The sequence below is a fragment of the Acinetobacter sichuanensis genome (genome assembly GCF_003024515.2).
Lineage (GTDB): Bacteria > Pseudomonadota > Gammaproteobacteria > Pseudomonadales > Moraxellaceae > Acinetobacter > Acinetobacter sichuanensis.
In genome coordinates, this window is sequence record NZ_PYIX02000120.1 from 1 (window position 1) to 2,295 (window position 2,295).

3 protein-coding genes are annotated in these 2,295 nt (G+C 39.0%); all 3 read left to right on the forward strand.

The window, feature by feature from the left end; translation table 11 throughout:
* Positions 1 to 496, forward strand: a 496-nt coding sequence (locus C9E89_RS22210) for a putative metallopeptidase (RefSeq protein ID WP_107010256.1), incomplete at its 5' end; no start/stop codon positions are given.
* Positions 497 to 554: 58 nt separating this feature from the next.
* Entirely contained in the window at positions 555 to 1,097 is a 543-nt protein-coding gene (locus C9E89_RS22215) for a DUF2280 domain-containing protein (RefSeq protein ID WP_107010257.1), read from the forward strand.
* On the forward strand, positions 1,036 to 2,295 hold a 1,260-nt coding region (locus tag C9E89_RS22220; protein ID WP_107010258.1), incomplete at its 3' end, for a terminase large subunit domain-containing protein. The genes C9E89_RS22215 and C9E89_RS22220, both read left to right, overlap by 62 nt.

Sequence of the window (2,295 nt, forward strand, 5' to 3'; positions counted from 1 at the left end):
AGATCATGATCACATTGCTGAGCTACTTCACGACAATGACGAGTTCTTAGCATTTGCTTGGGCATCATCTGCGGCTCAATCTAAAAAACGTATGGTATTGGGTCAATGTGAAAAGGTGATGTTTAACGTGGGTGGATGGAAGAAGGCACGACAAGAACAACAGATGCGGGACTGGTATGGTTTCATACCGACGTATTTAATTACGATTGATGCGAGTTATTGTGAAAAGAGCAATGACCGTAACTTTTGCGCGTTACTGGATCATGAGCTTTATCACATTGGTGTAGAACGCGATGAAGATGGTGAAATGCTGTATAGCGATATAACAGGTTTACCTAAACATTATTTGGCAGGTCACGACGTTGAAGAATTCTTTGGTGTGGTCAGACGTTGGGGCGCGAATGAATCAGTTCAGCGTTTGGTCGAAATCACAAAGAATGCACCGTTTGTTGCTGATGTTGATATTTCCAAGTGTTGTGGGACGTGTGTGATTTGAGCTGAAAGGCTCTTTTTTTTGCCTATTTTGTTTTACGTAGTTTTACGAAGGGGTGTTTATGGCAACCTTAAGAGAGCCTGTAAAAGTCTTTATAGTTCAGTCTCTTGCTTGCTTTGAAACCCCTCAACAAGTAGCTGATGCTGTAAAACAAGAATTTAAGATAGAAATTGAACGTCAACAGGTTGCTTCATATGATCCAACTAAACCAACAGGTAAAAATTTAAGTAAGAAACTTAAAGATTTATTTCATAAAACGCGCGCTGAATTTAAGACCAATGTTTTTAGTATTCCTTTAGCAAATAAAGCAGTACGTCTGAATGAACTTCAGAAGATTTATGACGATCCTAAAATGAATAGAATATTGAAGTTGAAACTTATCAGGCAGTTTAAGGATGAAATGCAAGGATATGAGCTTCAGCTTTTAGATATTCAATTAAAACAGCTTGAAATTGAGCGAATTAAAACAGGTGATGGAGAGGGCGCAGATGATCCAACGCCAGTCAAAGTCACTATTCAAGTTGTAGATGCGAGTAGAAGCGATGCCGAATATCAACCCGACACTGAATGTGCCTCAGGCAAAGTTTCTACAACTTCAAAATAAGTTTCGTGCTTTTGTTGCTGGGTTTGGAAGCGGTAAAACTTGGGTTGGGTGTTCAAGTCTTTGTGATAAGTCATGGGAATTCCCCAAGGTACCATTAGGATATTTTGCACCTACATATCCGCAGATCCGCGACATTTTCTTTCCAACAATTGATGAGGTTGCTTTTGATTGGGGGTTAAAAACAAAGATCTATGAATCTAATAAAGAGGTGGATATTTATTATGGTCGGCAGTACCGAAATACGATTATCTGCCGATCCATGGAAAAGCCACAAACGATCGTAGGTTTTAAAATTGGTCATGCTTTAATTGATGAACTCGATGTCATGAATAAGGATAAGGCTCAACAAGCATGGCGTAAAATTATTGCGCGTATGCGTGTAAAGCATCCTGGTTTAATTAATGGTATTGATGTTGCTACAACCCCAGAAGGTTTTAAATTTACTTATGAGCAATTTGTAAAGGAAGCCAACTCAACACCTGCGAAGAAAAAGCTTTATGGGATGATTCAAGCTTCAACCTACGATAACGAGTTGAATCTACCAGATGATTATATTTCATCACTATTTGAGTCATATCCACCACAGTTGATCTCAGCCTACTTGAAAGGTCAGTTCGTAAACCTAACCAGTGGTGCTGTTTATCCTGATTTTGATCGCAAGCTCAACCATACGGATGAAGAAATACAAGCCAATGAGCCTTTAATTATTGGTATGGATTTTAACGTTCTCAAAATGGCTGCTGTAATTTATGTGATTCGTGAAGGAAAGCCATTAGCACTAGATGAAATGGTTGGGGTAAGAGATACCCCAACGATGGCACAACTACTAATTGAGCGCTTTCCATTTCATGAAATGACGGTAATTCCTGATGCAGCTGGACAAGCAAAGTCATCAAAAAACAGTAGTGAATCAGATCATCAAATTTTAAGGGATAAAGGGTTTCGAGTTGAAGTAAATGGAACCAATCCTGCAATTAAGGATCGTATTAACTCAGTCAATGCTTTAATTCTAAATGGTGAGGGTGAGCGCACATTAAAAGTGAATACTAATAAGTGCCCTCGCTTAACTGAAACATTAGAACAGCAAGTTTATGACGATTTTGGCATGCCTGATAAAAAATCAGGTTTAGATCATGTGGGTGATGCGGGTGGTTATCCATTAGTCAAACGTTTTCCAATCATCAAACCTGTAACTCGC

Coding starts and splice junctions, on each gene's coding strand:
- C9E89_RS22215 (WP_107010257.1), top strand. CDS start 555: ATGGCAACCTTAAGAGAGCCTGTAAAAGTCTTTATAGTTCAGTCTCTT.